The following is a 24,682-nucleotide window of genomic DNA, read 5'->3' as shown; positions in this document are numbered from 1 at the left end:
TGCACTGAGCGCGCTTTCTCGGGGGTTTCATCGCAAGGAAGGCACGTTCGGCGAAGACCTGGCCGCAACATGGGCCACACTCCTGTCATGACCGACGTCCGCGGCACCATCGACACCTACCTCCGGGCCTGGATGCAGCAGGATCCCGAGCTCATCACCACGATCTTCACCGACGACGCGACGTATCACGAGCGGGTGCTGCAGGAACCGATCCGCACCCGGGCCGGCATCCGGGACTACTGGCAGGCCAAAGTCGTGGAAGGGCAGGCCGACATCGACGCCCGATTGCTCAATCTCTACACCGCCACCGACGGCAGCACGGTGATCGCCGAGTGGGAGGCCACCTTCGACGACCGCGTCCAAGGGCAGCGCAAGCGGATGCGCGAAGTCGCCATTCTGGAGTTCGCCGGGGAGCAGATCGCCGGCCTACGCGAATACTGGGCGTCAGAAGTCATCGACTGAGGGCGTCGGCCGCCGCTCCCGAATTCAGCTGTGCCACCTTCGGATACATCTGCCCGACCGCGTCCGGCCGGGCCGAGTCGCCTCAACCACGTTCGACGACGTTGTCGAACCCGGAGGTACTCACCTCGGGATCCCCGAAGCGGTAGGTCACCCGGTTCTCGACACCGGACGTGGTGATCGCGGGCGTGAAGTCGACGGTGACGACGTTGCCGATGCCCGAGACGGTCAGCCCTGCGCACCGGCCGGTGAGCGTGACCGTGTTGCGGACCCCGCTCACCGAGACCCGGTTGCCGGCGCATGCCAGGGTCTTGTCCGCCCCGGCCCCGGAGACGGTGAGGGTCTCGGTGCGGCCCGGCGTCGGGTCGGCCGGCAGCGCCGAGGGGGCCGGCGCCACCGGCACCGATCGCGATGGTGTTGGCGCGGCGGTGCCGGGCAGGGTGGGGAACCCCGGCGTCGTACTGGTCGGGCCGCGGGAGATCAGAAACACCGCGACGGCGACGCCCGTCACGACTACCGCCGCCATTGCACGGACCGCGACGGCGCGATTGCCGGACGGCGGCGACATCGGCCGTTCGGCGGAGGAGACCGTCAGTTCCGCGGCCTTGGCGAAGTCCGACAGCGGGCGTTCCAACTCCCGGATCCGGGCCTCGGGGTCGTCGGCGTTCACGCCTCTGATGATCGCACAGCCACCCGACGGCGATGGCCCGCTGCGCCCGGCTCCGCCGCGCCTGCGACCAACGCTAACCGGCGTGGATCTGCCATCCGGCAGCATCGTTCTGCTGGCGCCAGAACTCGCCGAAACGCCCCCCGGCGGCACGTAATTCGTCGATCGTGCCGTCCTCGACGACCCGGCCGTCGTCGAGGAACAGCACCCGGTCGGCTTGTGCGATGCTGGCCAGCCGGTGCGCGACGATCACTCGGGTGCGCGGCCGCAGTTCGGCGCTGAGCGCATCGACGACAGCGGCCTCGTTCTCGGTGTCCAGGGCACTGCTCGCCTCGTCGACCAGCAGCACCGGTGCTCCCTTGAGCAGGGCGCGCGCGATGCTGATGCGCTGGCGCTCACCGCCGGACAGCGCCCCGCCGGCCTCCCCGACCTTGGTGTCGGAACCGTCGGGTAACCGTCCGGTCAGCTCGTCGACCCTGGCGAGTTCGACCGCCCGCCCAAGCGCATCCTGATCGGCATCGAGGTCTCCGACCAGGATGTTGTCCCGGATCGTGCCGTCCAGCAGGTAGGGATGCTGGAACACCATGCTGCTCGCCGCGCGCCGCGCCGGAGCGGTCAGTCCGGCGGTGTCGACCCCGCCCAGCAAGACCCGGCCGCCGGTCGGTTCGTGCAGGCCGGCGATCAGGGCCAGGATGGTGCTCTTGCCCGACCCGGACGGCCCGACGATGGCGGTCGTGGTGCCCGGCTCCAGTGTGAAACTGACTCGGTCGAGCACCGGCTCGCCGGCCGACTCATAGCCGAAGGTGACGTTGTCGAATTCGATACGGGGAGCCTCGGCACCACCGGGCAGCTCACCATCGCCGGCCTTCAACACCGGTGCGCTCAGCACGGCCCGGATCCGCTCCAGGCTGGCCCGCGTCGATTCCAGGGCGGGCGCCAGCTCACTGATCGCGGTGAACGGCTCCAGGTAGCGGGCGGTCACGACGATGAGGGCGATCGCTTCCGGAACGCCCAGGGTGCCGCGCACGGTCAGCACGGTGGTCGCGCCGGCGAGCAGGATCAATGCCCCCTGGCTGGCCAGGCTGAACAACAGCTGGCCGGGAATCTGCATGAGCAGCAGCCGCATTGCCGCGCCGTGCTGGGCGGTCAGGGCCGCACCGACGGTGCTGCGTTCAGGTTCGACCCGCCGCGCCGCGCGCAGTGCCTGCTGGGTGCGGGCGAACTCGATGATGCGCTCGGTCAGCGCGGTGTTGGCCGCTCCGGCCGCGCCGTCCGCGCGGGCACTGAGCCGGTTGGCCGCCCACAGCGCCCCCAGCAGCAGTGGCACGCCGCCCAGGGCGGCCAGACCCAGCTGCCAGGAGACGCCGAGCAGCGCCACCGCGATCGCCGGCGGCAGCAGAATGGCGCTGATCAATGGGCTCAGCAGGTTGACGACCAGGCTGACGAGTTCGGGGCCGGTGCCGGCAATCGCCTGCCGCGCGGTGGCGGTGTTGTCGGCGGTGAACCAGTCCAGCCGGACCGCCGGTAGCCGGTCGGCGACATCGTGTTGGGTGTGGTCGAGGACGGCGAATCCGACATCGAATCCGATTCGTGCGCAGGCGAAGTCGATCAGCCAGCCGGCGACGGTCACCGCGGTCAGCCAGCCCAGCCAGCTCAGCGCCCGGCTCGGGGTATCGGAGAACAGCGCGGCCACCAGTGGGACGAGCAGGACGGTGCTGCCCGCCCGCGCCACCACCGACAGCAGCGTCAGCACCGTGTAGCCGACAAGCCGGCCGCGTCGGTCTGGCGGAATCAGCTGGATCAGGGTGCGGATCACGGTGTTGCCTCCGCTCCGACGCCGACCGCCCGACGCCCGGTCTCCCACAGCTGCCGATAGCGTCCCCCCGCAGCGAGCAGTTCGTCGTGGCGGCCTTGTTCGACGACGGCGCCGTGGTCGAGCACCACGATCTGATCCGCGCCGGTGACGGTGTGCAGCCGGTGGGCGATGACCAGCACGGTGCGGTCCTTGGTCAGCTGATTCAGGGCTTGCTGCACCAGGTATTCCGATTCGGGGTCGGCGAAGGCGGTGGCCTCGTCGAGGATGAGCACGCCGGTGTCGGCGAGGATGGCGCGGGCGATGGTGAGCCGTTGGCGCTCACCGCCGGAGAGCGCTGCGGCGGCGCCGAGCACGGTGTCGTAACCGTTGGGCAATCGCAGAATCCGGTCGTGGATCTGCGCTTGGCGGGCGGCATTGTGCACCTGCTCGTCTGTTGTATCGGGCGCCGCCAGCGCGATGTTGTCTCGCACGCTGCCGTGCACCAGTTGGGTCTCCTGCAGCACGAAACCGACCCGGCGGTAGAGCTCATCGGCGGACAACGACCGAATGTCCCGGCCGTCGACGGTGATCGAGCCCTGCTGCACGTCGTGGAAGCGGGCCAGCAGCGCGGCCAGCGTCGACTTGCCGGACCCCGACGGGCCGACCAGCGCGGTCACCGTGCCGGGCCGCAGCGTCAGCGACACATCGCGGATCACCGGCACACCCGGGCGGTAACCGAAGCCGACCGCCTCGAAGCGCACCGTCCCGGCCGGCTGCGGTGCCGCCGATGCCGCCGATGCATGCTCGCCGACCTCGAGTTCGGGTTCGTCCAGGGCGATCTGCAGGCGCCGAGCCGCCAGCATGCCGCCGCGGATGCCACCGACGCCCAGCCCGATGCCCAGCAGGCGAGCCCCGAAGGTGGTGCCCAGCAACAGGAACGGCAGCAGGCTCACCGGATCCATGCGACCCGCCACGATCAGCGGGGTGCCGGTCAGCATGATCAGCCACAGGAAGGTCGATGGGCGGGTGACCAGATCCATCAGCGTCTTCTTACCGATGAAAGGACGCTGCCAGGACACCAGAAAATCGATGTACTCGTCGAGGCGGCGGCGGAAGGTGGAGGCCGCGGCCCCGCCGAACACCCGGATCACCGGCTGCCCCTCCAGGTAGGTGGCGGCCTCGCCGTTCATCCGCTCGGCCCAGCGCTGCGCCTGACTGATCTTGGGACCCGACTGGGTCATCATCACCGACATCAGCACCAGGTAGATCAGCACCGGCACGAACAACACCAGCGCCACCCGCCAGTCCACCACGAACAGGTAGACCAACACCGCGACCGGTGCCACGACGGCGGCGACGGCATCGGGGATGGCGTGGGTCACCAGATAGTGCAGCGACAGGGTGTCGTCGGCGACCAGTTGTTTGATCGAGCCCGAGCCACGCGCGGTGAACCAGCCCAGCGGCAGCCGCGCCAGCTTGCTCAGCAATCGAGTGCGCAGCGCGCTGGCAAAGCGGGCGTCGATCACGTGCAGCCACAGTGTCAGCCCCGCGCCCAGCAGCGTGCCCAGGCCGAGCAGGGAGACCGCCGCGATGGCAAGCGTCCACAGCCGTGACTCGTCGGCGCCGGCGACCAGCAGCCGGGCCAGCTCCACCAGCAGCACGAACGGGGCCAACTGCAGCAGCGTGATCAATGCCTGCAGGACACCGGAGATGATCAGCGGCACCCGCAGCGGGCCGAGCAGCCGGCCCGCCGCCTGGGCACGCCACCTGCCGCGTGGTGTCGCCGCGGCGGCAGTGGGCGTCGCGGCCTCCGGTGCGGCAGCAGGTGCCGGCTGCTCGGCGGCCGGAGTCTCGGGTCCGCGTTGAGTTCCCATGGCACGCCCGGCGGTCCAGTAGGCCTGCGCGTGAATCTCGGATTTGGGAAACCCGAACTCGTCACGCAGCCGGGTCCGCAGCGCCTTGAGCGTCGCGGCTTCGGGGGTGGCCCAGGCATACCAGTCCGACCAGTCGCGAGCCTCGATGGCTGCGGCCAGCGAGCTCGCGTCACCGCGGGGCACCCAGTGCACCCGCAACCGGGGGTGCTCACGCAGCGGAATCAGCAGGTCGTCGTCGTTGTGCTGTTCGAGGTAGAGCTCGATCGGTATCTCCGGCGCGACGGTCCCGATGATTCCGTTGATTCCCGGAATCGACGCCGAGTCCCCCATCAGCAGGTAGCCGGCGGGCTGGGCGTCGGCGTCGGGCGCTGCGAAGCGCGAGGAGCCCATCAGCGATACCGCCGCGATGGTGGTTCCGGGTTCCACGGCGCGGGCCCAGCGGGTGGCCGGCCCGGCCGGTTCGTGCAGCACCATGTCGATCGCGAAACGCCCGGTGGCGGCATCGCCTTCGGCGATGGTGTAGGCACGCTGGAACTCGGTGTCCGAGCCATCCGGGTCGGGGAACCAGAACCTCAGCCAGGCCGCGGGTTCGACGCTCGCCTCGGTGAACAGGGTCGGTGAATGCATCCAGATGCGGAGGAAGTGCGGGGTGATCCAGCTTGTCTCGAGCACCGTCACGACGTGGTCCCGGGCGCCGAAGCCCCTAAGTATCGCGCCCTGCAAACCGCGCGCCATCAAGGTCCTTTCGCCAACGGTTACCCTCCCCGCGGGGCGGAGCCTGGCGCTCACGCCATCCAAGCCCGACCTAGGTTACCCTACCCTCACTTAGGCGGGCAGCTCCTCCGGTAGGCTGACGGTTCGTTATGACTGATGCCGCCGCCATCCTGCACCGCGAGCTGACCGATATATCCGACCAGGTTCGTCAAGTCCCTGCGCCCCCGATCCCGGTGCTGGCCGAGCCGTATGCGATCCGGGTGGCCGATCCGGATGCCGATGCCGAGATGATCTCGGCGTGGATGAACCGGCCGCACCTGGTGGAAACGTGGGAGTCCGCCTGGCCGCCGGAACGCTGGCATCTCTACCTGAGCGCCCAGGTCGCCGGCACCTTCACTCGGCCACTCATCGTCAGCCGACACGGGCAAGACTACGGCTATATCGAGTTATACCGCGCCGCAAAAGATTCCATCGCCAAGTACTACGCCGCCGACCCGCATGATCTGGGCATGCACGGAGCCGTCGCCGATGCCGCGGTGGCCAATCGGGGCTTCGCGGCCATCCTGCTACCGCGCGTCATGACAAGCGTGTTCGACCTCGAACCGCAGTGCCGGCGGATGATGTTCGAACCCGAGTACCGCAATACGGCGATGCGTCGGCTGGCCGAGTATGTGGGCGGCACCTTCCTCGGCGAACACGACATGGGTTATCGCAAGATGGCGCTGTATGCGGTGCTGCGCTACCCCGACGACGACCCGCTGTCGAACAGCTCGTCGTAGCCGTCATAGTCCGGACGCATCCCGGCGGCCACCAACTCCCACAGCACTTCGTCGGTGCCGCCGCCGACGCGGGCCAACTTCATGTCCCGCCACCAGCGCCCGATCGGTGTCTCGTCGACCAGGTAGCCCGAACCACCGAAGATGTGCATGCATTCGGAGAACACTTCTTCACCGAGCCGGGCGGCGGTGACCTTCATGGCGGCGGCGGTACGCAGATCGAGCCGCCCGCCGGCGGCAATGCCGTTGAGTGCGTGGCGGAGCAGATCGACACGGGCTTGCAGGTCAGCTACCCGCATCCGTAGCGCCTGGTGCTCGAACAGGGTGGCACCGAACTGTCGGCGGCGCATCATCCGAGCGTGGGTGAGGCCTAGCACCAGCTGACTCGACGCGGCGACCTGCCCGGCGATCGACATACGTTCATGGGCCAGACCCCAGGAGATCGCCGCCAGGCCGGTGCCCGGGCGGGCGATCAGCGCATCAGCCGGCACCCAGGTGTCGATATCGACCGCGGCGGTGTCCAGCGGTCCGGCCCCCACCTTGCGGTAGGGCTCGTTGACGTGCACTTGGGACGTCGGGACCGCGATCACCATGACGTTGCCGTGCCGGCTGTTCTCGTCGTGGTCCACACCGCGCGCCACCACCACGATGTGGTCTGCGATCGGCGAGAGCGACACGAACTTCTTGCGGCCGCGGACTTCGAAACCGTCTCGCGCGGAACGGGCTTCGGTCTCGACGATCTGCAGGTCGGAGCCGCCGGATTCTTCCGAGGCTGCGATGCACAACACCGCCTCGCCGCGTATGGCCTGCTCGCAGATGTCCTTCAGGTACTCCGATCGCCCGAATCGGCGCAGGATCGCGATCGCGGAGTCATGCAGGCTCACCCCGACACCGATCCCGGCCGATCGCAGCTGTCCCAGTTTGAACGCCAGCGCCACCAGCTTGGCGACGTCGGGATGCTGGCCGTTGGACCATTTGCCCGCGAACACGCCGGTGCGGCCCAGGTGTTCGATCAGTGCGCGGGGAAAACGTTCGGTGACTTCGGCTTCGGCGGTCCAGTCGGCGACCTGTTGATCGAACACCTCGTCCAGCAAGGCGCGATAAATGGCGACGTCGGATCCGTCGGTCACTTCCTAACCTCCAGGCTCCGTTTGACTTCCAGCCGCCGTAGCTTCCCCGACGAGGTCCGCGGCAGCGAGCCGGGCGCCAGGAATACCACATCTGCGGGCACCACCCCGCACTGCGATGCCACCCGAGAGATCAGGTCGGCGCGCGCACCGGACTCGTCGCGGCCGCGGAACTCCGCGGCTATCAGCAGTCCCGGGCGGATTCCGGCTGTGCCGACCGCCACCACCGCCCCATCGCGGACGCCGCGCACCTCGGCGGCCACTCGCTCGATCTCGGTGGGAAACACGTTGCGTCCGGCGATCGAGATGATTTCTTTGGCACGGCCGCAGACCACCAGTCCGGCGTCGGTGACGTAGCCGAGGTCGCCGGTGGCAAACCAGCCGTCCGGGTCCAGCGCCGGCTGGCCCAGATAGCCCGACATCATCGACGTCCCGCGGATCTCGATCTCGCCGACCTCGCGCTGCGGCAGCTCCTCGTGTCGTTCGGCTGCCGGGCTGATTCGGACCTGCATCCCGGGAATCGGTTCGCCGAGCACCGCATGCCTGCGCACCGCCTGGGTGTCATCATCTGCTGCACCGGCGATCTCGTCGTACTGCAGGCCGGTTCCCGGCCGTGGTGCGGTCACCGCGCAGGTGGCTTCGGCCAGGCCGTAAGACGGCATGAGAGCACCGGGATCGAGGCCGTATCTGCCGAGTTCGGCGACGAATCGCTCCAGTCCGGCGCAGTCGACCGGCTCGCCCCCGTTGATCGCGACCCGCAGCCGGCCCAGGTCCACTTCGGGAACCCGACGGGCGTACTTGCCGATCACGCCGTAAGCGAAGTTGGGTGCGGCCGTCATGGTGGCCCGGCTGTCGTGCAGCCAGCTCAGCCAGCGAAACGGCGAGGCGGCGAACGCCGCGGTGGGCGCCAGCCACAGCGGGGAACCGGTCAACGCCGCGCTGAGCAAGAAGGTCAGCCCCATGTCGTGATACAGCGGCAGCCAGCTACAGCCGACGTCGTCGGCCGGATCGACACCGAGCTGCTCGCTCAGTCCGGAGACGTTGGCCAGCACCGCCGCCGGTGACAACCGCGCGGTGCGGGGGGTGCCGGTGGAGCCGGCGGTGCCCTGCAGTACTGCCGGCACATCCGGTGCGGCGGTCACCGTGGCGAAGCCGGTCGAAGGCTCGGTGGCGGCGGCGGTGACGTCGTGCACGGTGATGCCGGCGCCGGGCTCATCCAGCAACTGCCGGGGTCCGCCGTGACTGAAGACGGTGTCGACACCGATACCGCTGAACCGGTTTCGGGTCGCCTGGGCCCATTGCTGCGGATCGGAGCCGCGGACCGGCCCGGGCAGGATCGACACGCTGCGCCCGGCCAGCCAGGCGCCCTGGATCGCGGCGACCAGTTCGACGGTCGGGTCCCCGACCAGGCCGACCGCCCCGCCGCGGCCGGTGTCGAGAATTCTCGACGCCACCCCCTGTGCGCGGGCGTGCACCTGCGCCCATGGGTGACGCTGCCAGCTGCCGCTGCCCTGATCGAAGACGACCAGATCCTCATCCGAGGCGGTCATCGCCCTGGTCAGGGCGCTTGCCAGCACGCTCACGCGTCGGCGGGGGCTTTCGCACGGATGGTTGCCTCGAGGTCTCCAACCGTGTCGCAGCTCAAGAGGTCTTCTTCAGACAGCGCCACCCCGAGCCGGTCCTCGATGGCGACCATGCCGATCGCGAACGCCACCGAGTCCAAGCCGACGTCATCGATCAGCCGCGACTCCATAGTCACCTTGGCCAGGTCGACATTCAGATCATCGCGGAGGATCTCCCGCAGCGCGACGCTGATGGCATCGGATGGCGAGGCACTCATGCCGAGGGACGCTACACCACCACCGAAAGTAAGGTTAGCCTTACCCTAGTTTGTGACGATGGACACACAGTTAGGTAAGGCTTGCCTGTTGAACAAAGATGTGTCTAAGGTAAGTCAGCGTTTACAAATACACAGGTACCTCATGCCAGTTGAGGTCACGACAAGGAGAAGCAATGCAGCTCGCTCTCGCCGCCGGTTCGTCCGACCGCGGCACCGAATCTCACGCCCGAACCACCGGGCTCTTGGCCGCCGGGATCGCACTGGCCGGCGCCGGCATGCTGGCCGTCAGCCCGGTGGCCCCGCTGGCCCCGGCGGTCGTCCACCAGCCCGCCGTGGAGCTCACCGCGACCACGTCGGAGAACCTCGACTACATCATGGACCTGCTCAATGGCCCGAACCCGATCACCACGGCCATCGGCGAGCTGTCCAGCTACTACGGTGAGGTCGCCCAGAACAGCTTCGACGGCGTGCAGGCCGGCCTCGAAATCATGTGGTCCGGGGGCGGCCGGGTCCTCGGCCTGGAGACCATGCTCCCGCAGGTCATGGAATTCCTGCAACAGGGTGACCTCACCAGTGCCTGGAACCTGATCAACAACGACTGGCTGTTCAATATGAACAATATCTTCCAGCCGCTGTTCGACCACGTGCCGCGCGGCGAGGACGTCGAGGTCCCCGGCGTGATGGGCATCGGCGCCGACATGACCCATGTCTGGGCGAACGTGCAGGAGCTCTTCGGCGACTTCAGCTTCTGGAAGAGCACCGCCAAGTACCTGATGGAGCCGCTTACCGGCTTCGCATTCGCGTTGTCGGAGAATCTGAGCGGTGTGCCCGACGGCGTGGCACACGAAGTGCAGGACCCGTTCGACGCATTGCTCAACGGTTACATCACCTGGGACTCGGAGACCGGTGAAGACACCGGCCAGTGGTGGGGGCTGCTCACCGAGCAGGGCACCTTCTCCTACTTCCTCGACGTGCTGCCCAGCCGGATCGCCGAGGCGCTGACATTGAACCTGCCGGTCGATGAGGTGGTGGACCCTGACGTCGGCGCCTCACTGGCAGACCCCAGCCTGTTCGACCTGGACTGGCTGACCGGCCTGTTCAACTAACTGCACAACGCCTGCGCACACCCGCAGGTACCGCCTCCTGCGCGAACGTGCGTGCGCGAAAGCACGCACGTTCGCGCAGCGCGGATGCCGGGCTCGGGTAGCAGCTACCCGAGCCCGGCCCTATACATTGCCTTTGCCGATCGCACCGTTGCCGTCAACTCGGCTACCAGATCTTCCGAGCGCCACAGCACGGCGCAGGCCCCAGGATCAGCTACTCGTTCGCCGAACCCGCATCGAGTGCCACCAGGACATCGGCTTCCGACATCGCCGCAACTTCGAGATACGCCTCGGCGACCGACTCCATTCGGCCGGCGTCACTTTCCCGGCCGGTGAGGACCTCAGCCAACGCCGCGACCGCCCGGGCAGCGAACATGTCCGAAACCATCGTCCGCGGCGAATCGAGCCACACCCGGATCTCGGCCACCACCTTCGTCGCAAGGACCGAATCGCCGCCGAGCGAAAAGAAATCGTCGTGGACACCTACGGTGTCACGGTCACGGCCCAAGACGCCCGCAACGATATGACGCAGCGCCTGCTCCAAGGTCGATCGCGGCGCGGTGACAGATCCTGTCGCGCCACCGAGCTGGCCGAACTCCTCGCCGAGTAGGCGGGCAACGGCCGCACGGTCGATCTTGCCCGCATCGGTGAACGGGATCCGATCCACCGGCGAGATCCAACGCGGAATCATATGCGCAGGAACGAGATCGATCAGTGCATCGCGAATCCGGCCTGCCGTCAAACCCGAATCTTCACCCACGCGGACCAACGCCGCGAGCCCGTCTGAGCCACCCGGGGCGGGCAGGACCGCAGCCACCGCGGCATGTACACCGGGAATTCTTCCCAGCGCGGCCTCGACCTCACCGAGTTCGACGCGGTAGCCGCTGATCTTGATGCGGTGATCAGCGCGTCCGACGAATTCCAGCGTGCCGTCCGGCCAGTACCTGGCGAGGTCTCCGGTCCGGTACCAGCTGCGCGGCACACCGTGCAGTGGATACTCCACGAAGCGCTCCGCAGTCAGGTCGAGGCGGCCACGGTAGCCGCTGGCGATGCCGCGTCCGGTCACCCAGAGCTCGCCGATCACCCAATCCGGGCAATCGCTGCCGCTTTCGCTGACCACCCGACAAGCCATGTTCGGCAGCGGCACACCGTAGGGCACCGAGCTGCCTTCCACCGGTAGCCCCGCCGCCTCATCCACCTCAAAAATGGTGGCGTGCACTGCTGTTTCGGTGGCACCACCCAATCCCGCGAAGCGGGCTCGGGGTGCCTGCAACCGCAGCCGGCGGGCCAACTCCGGGCGTACCCAGTCCCCGCCGACGGCGACGGCCCGCAGTGAAGACAACCGTCCATCACCGACCGCGAGCAGCATCTCGAGCCAGCCTGGCATGAAGTTGAGGGCGGTGACCCGGTGCGCCTGGATCAGGCTGGCCCAGGCGTCGGGGTCACGGCGCTGGTCTTCGTCGACCACGACGATCGCCCCACCCGCACGAAGGTTGGCGAAGATGTCCGGCACCGACATGTCCGATTCCAACGTCGCCAGTGACAGCCAGCGGTCGCCGGCCCCGATGTCGAAATGCCGGAGGAGAAACTCGACGGTGTTCATCACGGCGTCGTGCGTGAGCTCCACGCCTTTGGGTTCTCCAGTGGAGCCCGAAGTGAACAGGACGTAGGCCGGCGCTCCGGGATCACTTGCGACAGAAACCGATTCACCCGGGTTCGTCGGGCCGGAAAGCACCTCGGCCAGGCGGAGCGCGGGCACCGACGACGGTGCCTGCTGCGCACCGGACAATAACGCCAAGTGGACCGATCCGGTCTGCAATAGGCGTTCCACCCGCTCGCGTGGCTGGTCGGCACCGATGGGCAGGTACACCGCCCCCGCGGCCAGGATCCCCAGCACGGCCGGCACCTGCTCGGCGTTCTTGGGTCCCAGCACCGCGATCGTGTCGCCGGCCTGCACCCCCTCGGTGTGCAGGGCGGCGGCCACCGCCAGTGCCTGATCACGCAACTGTCGGTAGCTCAGTTCGCCGGAGCGGGCGAAGACCGCAGGAGCATCGGGCTGCCGCTCTGCCTGCCGAAAGAACCCGGTGTGCAGCGCCTCTCCGCTCGGGTCGGCGACCGCGCTGTTCACCGCCGCCCGCACCACACGCTGGGATTCGGGGACCTCCGGCGAATCGGGGGTCTTCCAGGCCTCGGGGTCGGCGAGCCGGTGCAGTTCATCGAGTTGGTGACCGAACATGGCGTCGACGACACCGGGCTGGAAGGCCTCCTCACGAACGTCCCAGTTCACCAGCAGGCCGCCGCCGAGCGGTGTCACCTGAGCATCCAGCAGCACCTGCGGCCCCTGGGAGATCGTCCACACCGGCGCGCCGAACAGCTCGGTCACCTCGCCACCGAACAGGTCGCCCAGACCGAGTCCACTGGTGAACACGAACGGCGCCAGCGTCTGGACACCGCGGTGGCGGCTCAGATCGCGCAGCACCGACAACCCGGAATAGCCCAGGTGGCGCGCGCTGGAATGCAGCGCCTCCTGTACCGCGACCGCCCGCGACAACGGAGTGTTCGCCTGGGTCAGATCGACATCGAGCATCAACGACGACGTGAAGTCGCCGACCAGCATGTCTACCTGCGGATGGAACGGCTCGCGGCCGAACATCGGCAGGTTCAGCAAAAATCGACGACTGGTGGACCATCGCGCCAGCGTCCCGGCGTAAGACGCCGCGAACGCCATCGCCGGTGTGACGCCGTGGCTGCGGGCTGCGGCGAACAGGGCCTCGCGGGCTGCTGCGTCGAACCAGTGCCAACGCCGCACGCTGCGTCGCGGATCGGACTGCTCAGCTGTCGGGACGAGCGGCAATGAGGGCGGGCCGGGCAGCCCGGGTATGCGTTCGCTCCACCATGGCTGATCCTCAGCTGACCGGGCCGCCTCCAGCGCGGTCATGGCGGCGCGGTACTCGCGGTAGCTGTAGTCCAGCTGCGGTGGGCTTCCGCCCGCGTACAGCACCGCGAGGTCGGACATGAATCTGCGGTAACTCACGGCATCGCCCGCCTGCATGTCCAGATCGACGTGCAGTCGCGTTCGTCCGCCCGGCAGCAGCGACAGGCTCAGCTCAAGCACCTCGCCGTCGAGCAGCTGGTGAGACTTGGCCTCGCGCGTCGCCAGCAGTTGCTGCTCGACGGCCTCGGCGTCCAGGGCGCGCAAGTCACTGATCTTGACCGGAAGATCACGGTCTCCGATGCGCTGGGTGCCGTCCGGAAGGATCTCGACCCGCAACATCGGGTGCCGGACGGCCAGTTCGGCAGCCGCCGCGGCCAGGCGCTCGGGATCGACGCCGGCACCGTCGAATTCGACGTACAGGTGCGCGGCCACTCCACCGAGTTGCTGCTGATGGCTTCGACCCACCCAGTAGGCGTGTTGTAGCGGCGCAAGGGGAAACGGCGCTGCGGGGTCGCCGCAATCCCCCGACGACGCGCCGCCGTCCGTCGCGGCGTCGCCGGCGCCGGGGTCCGGGCCGTGCGCGGCGATCAGGTCCGTCCACGCCTGGACGGTGGGATCGGCCGCCAGGGTCGCGAAATCGACGTCGATCCCCCGTTTTCGCCAGCGGCCCGACAACGCCATCATCCGGATGGAATCCAGGCCCGAGGCGATCAAATCCTGCGCCGGATCGACGGTGTCTGGACTCACGCCAAGGAGTTCGGCGACCTCGTCACGGACCGACTGTGAAGGTGTCGCCCCACCGCGCACGACGTCTCCTTAAGTTAGTATAGGATGGCCTAACTTTACGAAGGCTATCTCATGGGGGTCGGTCGCACACCACCATGATTGACCGAGGGGTGGTTCGACTGGATGAGTGCTGTGCCCCAGCCCGAACCCAACGGACTCCTCGCCGGCTTCGCGCCCTTCCCGGCGGACCGCGCCACCGATTATCGACGAGCGGGTTACTGGACCGGACGCACCTTGGACTCGATCCTCACCGAAGCGGCGAGCAACTGGCCCCGGCGGCCCGGCGTCATCGATCCGAACCGCAGTTATTCCTTTGCCGAACTCGATTCGGCTGCTGACCGATTCGCGGCAGGCCTGGCGCGGCTCGGCATCGCTGCGGGCGACCGCGTATTGCTTCAGCTTCCGAACTCGACGCAATTCGCGCTGGCGTTCTTCGGCGTCCTGCGGGCCGGCGCCGTCCCGGTGATGTGCTTGCCGGGTCACCGTGCCGCCGAGCTCGGCCACTTCGCCGACGTCAGTGCCGCGGTTGCACTGATAATCGCCGACCGTGCAGGCGGTTTCGACTACCGCGAACTCGCCGCGCGTGTTACCGAGGGCCGCCCGAGTCTGCAGCACGTCATCGTCGATGGCGATCCCGGGCCGTTCACTGCGTGGTCGACGGTCGCCCAATGCACGGTCCCCGCCGTCCAGCGCGCCGATGTCGACACCACCACGCCGGCTCTGCTGCTGGTATCGGGCGGCACGACCGGCATGCCCAAGCTCATTCCCCGCACCCATGACGACTACGTCTACAACGCGACAGCCTGCGCTCAGGCGTGCGAACTGACCGGAGACGACGTCTACCTGGTGGCACTGCCAGCCGGTCACAACTTTCCGCTGGGATGCCCGGGCATGTTGGGCGCGATGACGGTGGGCGCCGCCACTGTGTTCACCGCCGACCCCAGTCCTGAAGCCGCTTTTGCGCTGATCCACCGGCACGGTGTGACCGCTACCGGGTTGGTCAACGCCCTGGCGAAATTGTGGGCACAGGCCTGCGATTGGGAGCCGAACCCGCCGACAGCACTGCGATTGCTGCAAGTGGGTGGATCACGGATGGCACCCGACGAAGCCCGCTATCTCCGAGAGACCCTGGGGCCGGGTCTGCAGCAGATTTTCGGAATGGCCGAGGGGATGCTGAATTTCACTCGCCCCGGTGATCCCATCGAGATCATCGAACAGACGCAGGGGCGGCCGATGTCACCGCACGACGAACTGCGAGTCGTCGACGACAACGGCGACGACGTGGCGCCGGGCGAGGAAGGCGAACTGCTGGTCCGCGGACCGTACACGCTGAACGGCTATTACCGGGCGGAGCAGGCCAATGCGCGGTCGTTCAGTCCGGACGGATTCTTCCGGACCGGAGACCAGGTGCGGATTTTTGCCGACGGTCCGCTCGCCGGCAATGTCGAAGTCACCGGCCGCATTAAGGATGTGATTCACCGTGGCGGCGAGACTGTTTCGGCGTCCGACATCGAGGAGCACATCCTTACCCACCCGGCCGTCTCGGCTGCTGCCGCGATCGCGCTGCCAGATAATTTTCTGGGTGAAAAAATCTGCGCTGCAGTGATCTTCAACGGCGAACAGATTGACCTCGCCGAACTCAACTCCTACTTGGACCAGCGTGGGGTTTCTGCCCATTCGCGCCCGGACATGCTCGTTGCGATGTCGTCGCTGCCCATCACCGCCGTCGGGAAAGTGGACAAGAAGCAGATCGTCGCCCGAGTGGGCAGCAGATGACGACGCACGCCACCCACCGGCACGCCACCCCCTCCAACGACACTGCCGAACCCATCGCCATCGTCGGCATCGGATGCCGGCTGGCCGGGGACATCACCACACCGACGGACTTGTGGGCCTTTCTGCTCGACGGCCGCAGTGCGGTGCGGCAGGTCCCTTCCGAACGGTGGGAGCCGTATCTGCGGCGTGACCCGCGAAACGCCGCGGTGCTGCGAGCCACCACACCGTGGGGCACCTTCTTGGACGATCTGGCCGGCTTCGACGCGGAATTCTTCGGCGTCGCCCCCCGCGAGGCCGAATTGATGGATCCGCAGCAGCGTCTGGCAGTCGAAGTGTGCTGGGAGGCACTCGAGCACGCCGGGATAGCGCCCCGGTCGTTGGCGGGCAGTGACACCGCGGTGTTGATGGGCGTCAACGCCGACGACTACGGCAAGTTGATCATGGAGGACCTGCCCGGTATCGAGGCCTGGTCCGGAATCGGAACAGCGCTGTGCGGAGTCGCCAACCGGGTCTCACATCTGCTGGATCTTCGTGGCGCCAGTGTCGCCCTCGACGCGGCGTGCGCCGCGTCGTTGGTGGCCGTGCATCAAGCGTGCCAGCAACTGCGCACCGGCGAGACGTCGCTTGCGCTGGCAGGCGGAGTGAGCGCGCTGATCGGGCCCGGTTTGACCCGGGTACTCGACCAGGCCGGCGCCACCGCACCGGACGGTCGGTCCAAAACCTTCGACATGACCGCCGACGGCTACGGCCGCGGAGAAGGCGCCGCCGTGGTGGTCCTCAAGCGTCTCGGCGACGCCCGGCGGGACGGAAACCCGGTGCTGGCCGTGGTCCGTGGTGGCGCTGTCGCCCATGACGGCAACACGCCGGGCATCATGTCGCCCAACGGTAGGGCGCAGGAAGATTTGTTCCGGCTTGCCTGCGCATCCGCCGACATCGACCCCACCAGCGTGGACTTCGTCGAGGCGCACGGGACCGGTACACCGGTCGGCGATCGGGTTGAACTGGCCGCTCTTGCAGCGGTATACGGCGCCGGACGCCCCCCGAACGCGCCCTGCCTGGTCGGATCGGTGAAGCCCAATACGGGTCACCTCGAAGGCGGCGCGGGGGTGGTCGGTCTCATCAAGGCGGCGCTGGCGCTCCATCAGGAGACGATCCCGCCAACAGCGGGGATCAGCAAACTCACGACGGCCATCGACTGGGCGGACAGCGGCCTGCGCGTCGCCACCGCGGTCGAAGCCTGGCCCCGACAGCAGGACAGCCGGCGCCGCGCAGCGGTGTGCAGCTACGGCTATGGCGGCACCATCGCCCATATCCTGCTCGAAGAAGCGCCGCTGCAGCCCGCCTCGCATCTCCGAGACGCCGCGGAGCAGACTGCCGTTCCTGTCGTCGTTCCGATCTCGGCGCGCTCCCACGCTCGACTCGCTCGCCAGGCCGATGCATTGGCCGGCCAGCTGCGAGCCCGCGACTGCTCGGTCGATCAGGTGGCGGCGACACTGTGGACCCGACGCTCGCACGAACGGGACCGCGCGGCGGTACTCGCCGACAGTTGCGAGGAACTGGTGGCCGGCCTGGACGCACTGGCAAACGACGTGCACCAACCTGCCGTGGTCACCGGCACGGTCCTTCCCGGCGCGTCCGGCGGCGCTGTCTGGGTCTTCTCCGGCCACGGATCGCAATGGGAAGGCATGGGCAGCGAACTCCTGGCAAATGAGCCTGCCTTCGCCGCGGTCATCGACGAAATCGATCCGGTGTTTCAAGCCGAGTTGGGATTCTCCGCCCGCGAGGCGCTGAGCACCGGTGAACTGGGCGCCACCGATCGGGTGCAGGCGCTGACCTTCGCGATTCAAGCCGGGCTCGCCGCATTGCTGGCCGACCGCGGCGTCACTCCCGCAGCCGTCATCGGTCATTCGGTCGGCGAAGTCGCCGCATGCGTGGCAGCCGGTGTTCTCGACTTGGCTCAGGGAGCCAAAGTGGCGTGCTACCGGGCGCGCGGTTTCAGACACGTCGCCGGACGCGGGGCGATGGCGCTGGTGGGGCTCTCACTCGAGGAGGCACAACGGCGGCTGTGCCGGCGCAGCGACGTGGTCGCGGCAATCAGCGCCACACCTGAGTCCACGGTCGTCTCGGGCACCGTCGAGGCAATCGATGAGCTCTGCCGACACTGTTCGGACGACGGCATTTCGGCGCGTCGGGTCAACACCGACGTGGCCTTCCACAGCCCGCAGATGGACGCACTTACCCACGACCTTGCCCGACTCACCGCAGGCCTCCCACCGGCAGCCGAACCTGCCGTCCCGCTGTACACGACCGCGTTGGCCGATCCCCGCTCGACGGCACCCCGCGACTCGCGCTATTGGGTGGCCAACCTGCGTGGTCAAGTGCGATTCGCTGAGGCCGTCATCGCCGCCGCGGAGGACGGGCACCGGCTGTTTCTGGAGCTATCAGCCCATCCGGTGGTCTCGCACTCGATTGCCGAAACGTTGTCACACATCGGGATTGACGAGCACGGCGTGGTTCCCACCCTCCGGCGTCAGCAGCCCCAGCTGCGTGCAGTCACCCAGGCGCTGGCCTCGCTGTACTGCCACGGGGCGCCGTTCCCGCACGGTGTCACGGCCGCCTCCCCCTGGAGCGACAACCTGCCGGTCACCCAATGGCAGCATCAGCACTTCTGGCGCACTCCGACACCGCCACCGGCCGGCAGCGGGATTCACGACGTCGACGCCCACACCCTCCTGGGTGGCCAGGTGGATGTCGCCGGTGCCGTTCCCACCCGCATCTGGCAGACCCGACTGGATATGTCCAACCGGCCCTACCCCGGCGATCACCCCGTGCAAGGCACCGAGATCGTTCCCGCCGCCGTGCTGCTGAACACGATGCTGACCGCCGCCACAACGGGTTTGGCAGATGTGCGACTGCGTACGCCGGTCGCCCCCGGGCGGACCCGCGACCTCCAGGTGGTGCTGCAGGAGCACCGCCTGAGCCTGGCCTCACGCATCGTGGATTCAGACGATGCGCCGACCGAGGGCAGCTGGCTGACCCATTGCACCGCGGTGGCCGAGGTCAACAACGACGCCGCGGCGCCGGCCTTCGAACTACCGGCCGCGCAACGCCGTTGCACGGACGTGCTGCCTTCGACCCATGTCACCGACAGCCTGGAATCGCTCGGTGTCGCCGCCATGGGGTTCGAGTGGGAGATCCTGGAACTACGTTGCGGCGAAGGCGAATTGCTGGCGCGGGTCAACGCCGAGCCGGACGGGTCGACTCCGATGAGCTGGGCAGGACTTCTCGATGCCGCGACGTCGACGGCGTCGGTCCTCTTCAGCGAGCCCGGACGCCTCAAAATGCCCGCGCGTATCGAGCGGGTGGCGGTGCACGGCCCGCCTCGCGGCGAGGCCCTGCTCCACGCGCGCCGCCGCGCAGCAGGAGCGATCACCGACGTCGTGATCACCGATCTCACCGGCACGGTTTTGGTCTCGCTGACCGGATTGACCTTCGAAGATCTCGAGCGGTCCGGAGAACGTGAATCCAGCCGGCTGGTCCACAGATTGGCGTGGCACCCCACACCGTGGCGCGACACCGATCGCCCCGACCACGTCACCCTGATCGGCGGCACCGCCGAAACACGGGCATGGTGTACCCGCGACCTGGCCGCTGCCGGCGTGCCGACCCGCAGCGTTGCAGACCCTGCGGAGTTGCCGTCCGGCGATGCGAGCCCGGGTTCCGGTGCCGTCGTCCTGGTGCTGACCGAGCCGCGGACGGAGCCGAGCGTGTCCATCGACTTGGTCCTGCAGACACTGAAACACCTGGCAGGACACGACTCCAGGGCACGGCTGTGGGTGCTGACCCGAAATGTCCATGAAGGCACCGATATCGAACAGGCGCCGCTATGGGGTCTGTCCCGGGTGGCCGCTGCCGAACACCCCCAGCTCTGGGGCGGAGTCTTAGACCTTTCCGACGACCTGTCCGAGCCCGGGCTGCCCGTTCCCGCGCTGAGTTCCCTGACCGGGCACGGGGTGGTAGTGGTGCGCGACGGCATCGCCTACACCGCGCGCCTGGCCCCCGCGCCGTGCGTCGGTGCACCGATGCATTGCTCACCGGGGGGCACCTACCTGATCACCGGGGGTACCGGCGCGCTCGGACAGCAGATGGCCCACCGGTTGGCCGATCTCGGTGCCAGGCGCCTGGTGCTCGTGTCGCGTTCGGGAATGCCGGACAGGGCACTCGCAGCTGCCCCGACCAACGCGGGGTTGGCCCAGACGGTCCGATCGCTGGAGGAACGCGGGGTGTTCGTGCGGGTGGCCGCCATCGACATCGGCGCGGCCGGGGCCGCGGCGGCGCTGCAACACGCGTTGCGGGATCTGCCGCCGGTGCTCGGTGTCGTGCATGCCGCCGGTATCGAGACCGGGGCACTGCTGGCCGACACCACGCTTGCGCAGGTCGACGCTTCCATGCACGCAAAAGTCACCGGCGCACGGGTGCTCGATGAAGTGTTCCCGCCGGGGACGCTGAACTGGATGCTGCTGTTCTCGTCATGTGGCTATCTCACCGGATTTCCGGGTCAGGGCGCCTACGCGTGCGGAAATGCGTTTCTGGATGCGTTCGCCCGGCAACGCCGCAACCTCGGTGACCGAACCATCAGCGTCGCGTGGACGGCGTGGCGCGGTCTGGGGATGGGGTCGACCTCGGAGTACGTTGCCGCGCAGCTGGAGTCCATGGGCATGCAAACCGTCACCGCCGACGATGCGATGTGGGCCCTGGACCTGGCGATGCGCGATGACCAAGCCAACGCTGTCGTCCTGCCGGTCACACCGCTCGCGGCGTCGGTGGCCATGCTTGCCGACATCGCTCCCGCCGAAACCGACGTCGTCGAATCGCACGATCCGGTGCAGGCGGGCTTGCCCGAGGATCCCGCCGAGGCCTCCGATTGGGTGGCGGAACGGGTATTCGCCGCGATAGCGGGCCAAATCGGTCTACCCGAGGACGGCGTAGACCCCCATCTTCCGTTGATCGAAATGGGCGTCGACTCGATCATGACCGTCGCCGTGCGACGTCGATTGGAAAAGCAGATCGGGCTGACGCTCTCGCCGACGCTGCTGTGGGAGCATCCGACGGCGGCGGCGGTGACGAAAAAGATCCTCGAACTGCTCGCGTAGCCCTCGCCTGGCCCGGAACGCGATGTCGCGACGGTACGGGCCCGTCAAGCCAGGGCGAGGAACAGTTTTTCGAGTTCGTCCTCGGTGAGCGGGGCTTTTCCGGTGTCGGATTCGCCGGTCAGGCATTCGCGAAGCCCGCTGGCGACGATCTTGAACCCTGCCCGGTCCAGCGCGCGCGAGACCGCGGCAAGCTGGGTGACGACGTCCTTGCAGTCCCGGCCGCTTTCAATCATCGCGATCACGCCGGCAAGCTGGCCGTGGGCACGGCGCAGCCGGTTCAACACCGCCTTGACGCTCTCGTCGTCTCCAACCACGTCAGATCCCTTCCCGCGCCGAGCGTTTATACCCTGCAGGGTATCCCACAGGCCGGGTGTCCGCTGGTCGGGGCGCCATCGCGCAGTTCGACCATCCCCTCACGTAGCCGCGCCTGGTAGCACGGCAACGGAGAGGCGGCCGGTCCGCGCACCACTTCGCCGGTCGGCACGTCGAACTGCGAGCCGTGCCACGGTCAGACGACGTGGCCGCGGTCGAGCCAGCCGTCCTGCATCGGCGCGGCCAGGTGCGGGCACAGGCCGGCGAAGGCCGCCACCTTGTCGCCGTCGCGGCACACCACCACTCCGACGCCGTCGACCTCGACCCGCTTGAGCCGCTGGTCCGCCGGCAGTTCCGACTCCGGAAGCACCGGGGTCCAGTCCTTGATACGCAGCCGGTCGCCGGACTGGTCCATGCCGATCCCGGACCCGAACACCCCGCAGATCGGGATCTCCATCCACCGCCTCCGAGGCCCGCGGTCCGGCCCCGTCGGATCGTGACGCTCGCCGCTGCACTCCTGGCGCGGTGATGTGTTACAGGCGTTCACGATTCGGTATCGGTCCTCACACAACGGTTGGCAAGGCGAACGCCCGTATGGAATATGGAGACATGCTAAGCATTCGAAAGTTCGTGGGATCGATGTTCGTAGCCGGCGCCGCTGTGGCGATCGCTGTCGCCCCGACCGGCCTGATGCTGACGACCGTGCCGGCGGGCACGACCGTCCAGACCGTGGTGGCCCAACCACACGGTTCCGGTGGGCCCGACGGCAACGGCGGCGGGGGTGGCTGTGGCCACGACGCCGGCTGGCAGGGCTGCGGTGGCTTCATCCCGGGTCAGGGCGGTTTCGGCCACGGCTGCTTCAACGGCATCTGCGGCAGCTGGGACGGCGGGCGCGGCTGGTTCAGCGGCTGAGCTGTCGGTTGGCCCGGCGGCTACCCCAGCAGCGAACGCACCACCGCATCGGCCAGCAGTCGCCCGCGATCGGTGAGCACCAGCCGATCGCCGTCGACGCGCAGCAAGCCGTCGCCGACGGCGGACTCGGCGCGTTCGCGCTCGCCCGGGTCCAGGACCGCCGGCGTCAACCCCTCGCGCATGCGTAGCCGCAGCATCACCTCTTCGGTGTGCCGATCGGCCTCGGAGAGCTCCTCGAAGCCCGCGATCGGCAGCGTCATCTCCCCCAGCAGCTGCGCGTAAGCGTTGGGGTGCTTGACGTTCCAGCAACGCAGCATGCCGTCGTAGCCGTGAGCGCCCGGACCCGCGCCCCACCATCGGCCGCCGTTCCAGTAGCCCAGATTGTGCCGGCAGGCGGCTCCGGGCCGGCTCCAGTTCGACACCTCGTACCAATCCATCCCGGCCGCCCGCAGCCGGCTGTCGACCAGCTCGTAGCGATGCGCCATCACGTCGTCGTCGGGCACGGGCAGTTCACCGCACCGCACCCGGCGGGCCAGTGCGGTGCCGTCCTCGACGATCAGGCTGTAGGCCGAGACGTGGTCGGCCCCCGCCTCCAGCGCGGCGTCCACCGAGCGAAGCAGATCATCGTCGCTCTCCCCCGGGGTCCCGTAGATCAAGTCGATGTTGAGGTGTTCGAAGCCGGCGGCGCTCGCCTCGCGCGCGGCGGCAACCGGCCGGCCCGGCGAGTGGATGCGGTCCAGGGTGGCCAGCACCCGCGGCGACACCGACTGCATGCCCAGCGACACCCGGGTGTAGCCGGCGGCCAGGATCGACTCGAAGAACTCCGGCGACGTCGATTCGGGATTCGCCTCGGTGGTGACCTCCGCGTCGTCGGAGAGTCCGAAGTGCTCCCGCACATGATCGAGCACCGCCGCCAGGCGCGCGGAGCCCAGCAGCGAGGGTGTGCCGCCGCCGACGAACACGGTGTCGGCGCGCGGGCCGCCCAGCCGGGCGGCGGCCAGCTCCAGTTCCCTGGCCAGCGCCGCCACCCAGGCGTCCGGATTGGCCCCGCCCAGTTCGGCCGGTGTGTAGGTGTTGAAGTCGCAGTACCCGCAGCGCGAGAAGCAGAACGGGACGTGCACATACACCCCGAACGGGCGCTGCTGGTCAAACCGGTCCGGCGCCACGTCGGGCAGCGTTACCGCGGTCGCGGTGGTCATAGGGCCCGATCATCCCATGGCGCCGGGCACGGCGCTGGTGGGCGACTGCTCAGTCTGCCGGTGCGGCCGGCCCGCCGGTGTCCGCGGCCAGTGCCGACAGGTAGTGGGTCAGCGAGCCGACCGGGGCCGCCCCGGCACCGCTGGTGGCCGCGGCGCCGCGGGACGCGCAGGCCGGCCAGGCGCCGGGCCCCTCGCTGGCCATGATGCGCTTGGCCACCGCGATCTGCTGCTGCGGGCTGGCTTGCGACGGCAACCCGACTCCGCCGTTGGCGTCCCAGGCCGCGGCACTGATCTGCAACCCGCCATAGCCGCCGACACCGGAGTCGGCCGCCCAGTCGCCACCGGATGCACAGTTGGCGATGGCCGCCCAGTCGATCGGGTCAGCGTGAGCCGCCGCGGTCAAGTCGGCGGCTCCGATCAGCAGCGCACCGGCCGTCAACGCTGTGAGTTTCCTCATACCAACTCCACCTTGCTGGCCAGCCACCGGCCGTCGACCCGGTCCATGGTCATCCGGATCGAGCTGCGGTCGATCACCGGTTCGGGGTGGTCGGCGTTGCGCACCGACTGATTGACCAGCAGCACCACCACGGCGTGGTTCTTCGCGGCGGATTTGACCACCGCTTCGGCGACGTGGCCGCGCGCGGTCGCCTTGTCGTCGATCAGCAGCTGGCGCAGCCTGGCCGCCGACCGGGCGTGCATCGCGTCGAACTCGCCGGTGGCGCCCTCGGCGATCTCGGCGAAGTTCCGGTCGACGTCGTCGGCGTCGACGTTGGTCAGCCGCAACACATATGCCACGGCGACATTGCGGGCCTGCTCGCCGGCGAGATGCGTTTCGTAGTGCTGCACGGCCAGCCAACCGCCACCGCCGACCGCGGCCACCAGGCTCGCGACGGCCAGCCAGCGTCGCAGCATCGCACGTCCGTTGATCCGCGGGGGCGGTTCAGGTGCCGGGGACGGTTCCCACACCGGCTCCCACCCGAAGTCGACGACACTCACCTGTCCCACCCGCCTTCCGATCGGCTTCCAATCAGCTTGTTGTGCGCGGTCCGCATCCCGGCCCGCACAGTCCCGGGCTGTCCCGATCCGGTCCTCCCGTACCGGCCGCTTCGCCTTCGGGCCCCAAATGAGTTTTACGCACGCTGATCACAACTTTGCGCCGGTAAGGAAGATTTTCGGCATCCATGGCATAATCGCCCGTGTGACTGCCGCCTACTGCACCGCATCCGGGGTTGCCTTGGTGGCTCGGCGGCACAT

The 24,682-nt window shown here is 68.4% G+C and carries 16 protein-coding genes and 2 pseudogenes; 6 read left to right on the top strand and 12 right to left on the bottom strand.

Annotated features, from left to right (window positions below; all coding sequences use genetic code 11):
- Positions 1-87: 87 nt before the first annotated feature.
- Positions 88-462, top strand: coding sequence for a nuclear transport factor 2 family protein (locus tag AWC24_RS07800; protein ID WP_085083626.1), 375 nt, complete (start codon positions 88-90; stop codon positions 460-462).
- Positions 463-544: 82 nt separating this feature from the next.
- Here AWC24_RS07800 and AWC24_RS07795 read toward each other — a convergent pair whose 3' ends face one another.
- From AWC24_RS07795 to AWC24_RS07785, 3 genes are all read right to left on the bottom strand, one after another.
- A complete protein-coding gene (locus tag AWC24_RS07795) occupies positions 545-1,129 on the bottom strand; it encodes a DUF3060 domain-containing protein (protein ID WP_174813616.1) in 585 nt (194 codons plus the stop codon).
- 73 nt (positions 1,130-1,202) lie between these two features.
- Positions 1,203-2,942: an ABC transporter ATP-binding protein gene (locus tag AWC24_RS07790; protein WP_085083796.1), complete on the bottom strand. Its 1,740-nt coding sequence runs from the start codon at positions 2,940-2,942 to the stop codon at positions 1,203-1,205.
- A complete protein-coding gene (locus AWC24_RS07785) occupies positions 2,939-5,530 on the bottom strand; it encodes an ABC transporter ATP-binding protein/permease (RefSeq protein WP_085083622.1) in 2,592 nt (863 codons plus the stop codon). The genes AWC24_RS07790 and AWC24_RS07785 overlap by 4 nt, the downstream gene beginning before the upstream one ends.
- A 128-nt stretch (positions 5,531-5,658) precedes the next feature.
- On the opposite strand from AWC24_RS07785, the gene AWC24_RS07780 reads away from it, so the two are divergent.
- Positions 5,659-6,288 (top strand): GNAT family N-acetyltransferase, encoded by a 630-nt coding sequence (locus AWC24_RS07780; protein WP_085083620.1) that lies wholly within the window; start codon positions 5,659-5,661, stop codon positions 6,286-6,288.
- Here the strand turns inward: AWC24_RS07780 and mbtN are convergent.
- The 3 genes and pseudogenes from mbtN to AWC24_RS07765 form a co-directional block, all read right to left on the bottom strand.
- Entirely contained in the window at positions 6,249-7,415 is a 1,167-nt protein-coding gene (mbtN, locus tag AWC24_RS07775; RefSeq protein ID WP_085083618.1) for a mycobactin biosynthesis acyl-ACP dehydrogenase MbtN, read from the bottom strand. The two genes, AWC24_RS07780 and mbtN, sit on opposite strands and share 40 nt — an antisense overlap.
- On the bottom strand, positions 7,412-8,995 hold the full coding sequence (mbtM, locus tag AWC24_RS07770) for a long-chain-fatty acid--ACP ligase MbtM (protein ID WP_085083617.1): 1,584 nt from the start codon (positions 8,993-8,995) through the stop codon (positions 7,412-7,414). The genes mbtN and mbtM overlap by 4 nt, the downstream gene beginning before the upstream one ends.
- Positions 8,992-9,258 (bottom strand): annotated as a pseudogene (locus AWC24_RS07765) (acyl carrier protein); the annotation flags it as partial. The pseudogene AWC24_RS07765 and the gene mbtM, both read right to left, overlap by 4 nt.
- Before the next feature lie 167 nt (positions 9,259-9,425).
- Between AWC24_RS07765 and AWC24_RS07760 the strand changes: the two are divergent.
- Positions 9,426-10,358, top strand: coding sequence for a hypothetical protein (locus AWC24_RS07760; RefSeq protein WP_085083613.1), 933 nt, complete (start codon positions 9,426-9,428; stop codon positions 10,356-10,358).
- Between the two features lie 211 nt (positions 10,359-10,569).
- Here the strand turns inward: AWC24_RS07760 and AWC24_RS07755 are convergent, their stop codons facing one another.
- Positions 10,570-14,097, bottom strand: a complete 3,528-nt coding sequence (locus tag AWC24_RS07755; protein WP_085083611.1) for a non-ribosomal peptide synthetase — start codon at positions 14,095-14,097, stop codon at positions 10,570-10,572.
- Positions 14,098-14,199: 102 nt separating this feature from the next.
- Between AWC24_RS07755 and AWC24_RS07750 the strand changes: the two genes are divergently transcribed.
- Together AWC24_RS07750 and AWC24_RS07745 are read left to right on the top strand one after the other, a co-directional pair.
- On the top strand, positions 14,200-15,852 hold the full coding sequence (locus AWC24_RS07750) for a (2,3-dihydroxybenzoyl)adenylate synthase (RefSeq protein ID WP_085083794.1): 1,653 nt from the start codon (positions 14,200-14,202) through the stop codon (positions 15,850-15,852).
- Positions 15,849-21,005 (top strand): type I polyketide synthase, encoded by a 5,157-nt coding sequence (locus tag AWC24_RS07745; protein WP_085083609.1) that lies wholly within the window; start codon positions 15,849-15,851, stop codon positions 21,003-21,005. The genes AWC24_RS07750 and AWC24_RS07745 overlap by 4 nt, the downstream gene beginning before the upstream one ends.
- Before the next feature lie 44 nt (positions 21,006-21,049).
- On the opposite strand, the gene AWC24_RS07740 is transcribed toward AWC24_RS07745, so the two are convergent.
- On the bottom strand, positions 21,050-21,319 hold the full coding sequence (locus tag AWC24_RS07740; RefSeq protein ID WP_085083607.1) for a metal-sensitive transcriptional regulator: 270 nt from the start codon (positions 21,317-21,319) through the stop codon (positions 21,050-21,052).
- Between the two features lie 26 nt (positions 21,320-21,345).
- A pseudogene (locus AWC24_RS07735) lies at positions 21,346-21,753 on the bottom strand (Rieske (2Fe-2S) protein); the annotation flags it as partial.
- Positions 21,754-21,956: 203 nt separating this feature from the next.
- Between AWC24_RS07735 and AWC24_RS07730 the strand changes: the two are divergent.
- Positions 21,957-22,229, top strand: a complete 273-nt coding sequence (locus tag AWC24_RS07730) for a hypothetical protein (RefSeq protein WP_407663447.1) — start codon at positions 21,957-21,959, stop codon at positions 22,227-22,229.
- 20 nt (positions 22,230-22,249) lie between these two features.
- Here the strand turns inward: AWC24_RS07730 and hemW are convergent, their stop codons facing one another.
- The 3 genes from hemW to AWC24_RS07715 are packed head-to-tail and all read right to left on the bottom strand — an operon-like array spanning position 22,250 to position 24,424.
- On the bottom strand, positions 22,250-23,428 hold the full coding sequence (gene hemW, locus AWC24_RS07725) for a radical SAM family heme chaperone HemW (RefSeq protein ID WP_085083605.1): 1,179 nt from the start codon (positions 23,426-23,428) through the stop codon (positions 22,250-22,252).
- Positions 23,429-23,477: 49 nt separating this feature from the next.
- Entirely contained in the window at positions 23,478-23,885 is a 408-nt protein-coding gene (locus tag AWC24_RS07720; RefSeq protein WP_085083603.1) for a transglycosylase family protein, read from the bottom strand.
- Positions 23,882-24,424 (bottom strand): Rv1363c family protein, encoded by a 543-nt coding sequence (locus tag AWC24_RS07715; protein ID WP_234807290.1) that lies wholly within the window; start codon positions 24,422-24,424, stop codon positions 23,882-23,884. The genes AWC24_RS07720 and AWC24_RS07715 overlap by 4 nt, the downstream gene beginning before the upstream one ends.
- Positions 24,425-24,682: the final 258 nt, after the last annotated feature.

Origin of the sequence: Mycolicibacter senuensis (assembly GCF_002101885.1) — a bacterium.
Taxonomy (GTDB): Bacteria; Actinomycetota; Actinomycetes; order Mycobacteriales; family Mycobacteriaceae; genus Mycobacterium; species Mycobacterium senuense.
This window is presented reverse-complemented; position numbering and strand designations above follow the sequence as displayed.

Coding starts and splice junctions, on each gene's coding strand:
- AWC24_RS07800 (WP_085083626.1), top strand. CDS start 88: ATGACCGACGTCCGCGGCACCATCGACACCTACCTCCGGGCCTGGATG.
- AWC24_RS07785 (WP_085083622.1), bottom strand. CDS start 5,530: ATGGCGCGCGGTTTGCAGGGCGCGATACTTAGGGGCTTCGGCGCCCGG.
- AWC24_RS07780 (WP_085083620.1), top strand. CDS start 5,659: ATGACTGATGCCGCCGCCATCCTGCACCGCGAGCTGACCGATATATCC.
- AWC24_RS07760 (WP_085083613.1), top strand. CDS start 9,426: ATGCAGCTCGCTCTCGCCGCCGGTTCGTCCGACCGCGGCACCGAATCT.
- AWC24_RS07750 (WP_085083794.1), top strand. CDS start 14,200: ATGAGTGCTGTGCCCCAGCCCGAACCCAACGGACTCCTCGCCGGCTTC.
- AWC24_RS07745 (WP_085083609.1), top strand. CDS start 15,849: ATGACGACGCACGCCACCCACCGGCACGCCACCCCCTCCAACGACACT.
- AWC24_RS07730 (WP_407663447.1), top strand. CDS start 21,957: ATGTTCGTAGCCGGCGCCGCTGTGGCGATCGCTGTCGCCCCGACCGGC.
- hemW (WP_085083605.1), bottom strand. CDS start 23,428: ATGACCACCGCGACCGCGGTAACGCTGCCCGACGTGGCGCCGGACCGG.
- AWC24_RS07720 (WP_085083603.1), bottom strand. CDS start 23,885: ATGAGGAAACTCACAGCGTTGACGGCCGGTGCGCTGCTGATCGGAGCC.